Source organism: Sulfitobacter sp. HI0129, from assembly GCF_001635395.1.
Classification (GTDB): Bacteria; Pseudomonadota; Alphaproteobacteria; order Rhodobacterales; family Rhodobacteraceae; genus Sulfitobacter.
On record NZ_LWGH01000639.1, the window covers coordinates 1 to 945 of the forward strand.

Here is a 945-nt window from a genome sequence, read left to right on the forward strand (position 1 = left end):
GTACGTTTGTCCCACATCTTCCCCCAAAACTGCGTCGGGGCGAGCGTGCTTCGTTTATAGCGTTGAAAAAATATGGAACAAGTGAAGTGGAGTTTGACGTTAGTCAAACTGTTCCGCTGCATGGGCCGCCCTGATGCTTTCGATGAGCGAGGCCAGCGCCCGCGACGGCTTCAGCCCTTTCTTGACCACCAGATCAAAGCCGCAATCGAAGGACGGCGCGACCGGCGACAGGCAGCGCAGTTCCCCCTGCGCCACCCAGTGGGCGGCATAATGTTCGGGCAGATAGCCGATGAATCTGCCGCTTCGGATCAGGATCAACTGCGGCTCGATCTCATAGACCACCGCCTTGATGTTCTCGAATCCGAGCTCTGCATGGTGCCGGTCCCGCCAGTAACCGCGCCCGACCATATCCGCCCTGAGCAGGGTTTGCAGGTTGAGTTGCGGCGCGGGCATCCCGAAGAACGGATGTTTCGCCCCGCAATAAAGCGCATGCGTCTCCCGGTGCAGCGGCTGATAGCTCAGGCCCGCCGCCTTGTGGGGAAAGCTCCCGATCGCCACGTCGATCGCCCCGCTCAGAACCTTCTGCAACAGCTCCTGCGGCTGGTTCTGCGTCACCTCGAAGCGGATATCGTTGGGCACCGACAGATAGTCCGCGAAAGCCGCGTGCAGGCGCGCGTTGGGGTCGGTGGCGATGGCATCCACCAGCCCGACGCGGATCTCCCCGACAAGCTGCCCTTTCAGCGCGCTGACGCCCACGGAAAACTCTTCCATGTTCCTCAGCAGCCGCTGCGTCTCCGCAAAGACGAGCTTGCCCTTGTCGCTGAGCTTGAATCCCCCCCGCCCGCGCTGACANAGCGAAACGCCGAGGCGCTGCTCAAGTGCGGTGATGTGATTGCTGATCGTCGACGGACCGACCCCAAGCTCCGTCTGCGCGGCGGCAAAGCC

1 protein-coding gene is annotated in these 945 nt (G+C 62.1%); it reads right to left on the reverse strand.

Going from position 1 to position 945, the window contains the following annotated elements:
- Positions 1-99: 99 nt before the first annotated feature.
- A partial coding sequence (locus tag A3764_RS16550; protein WP_067951790.1) for a LysR family transcriptional regulator occupies positions 100-945 on the reverse strand: 846 nt, incomplete at its 5' end.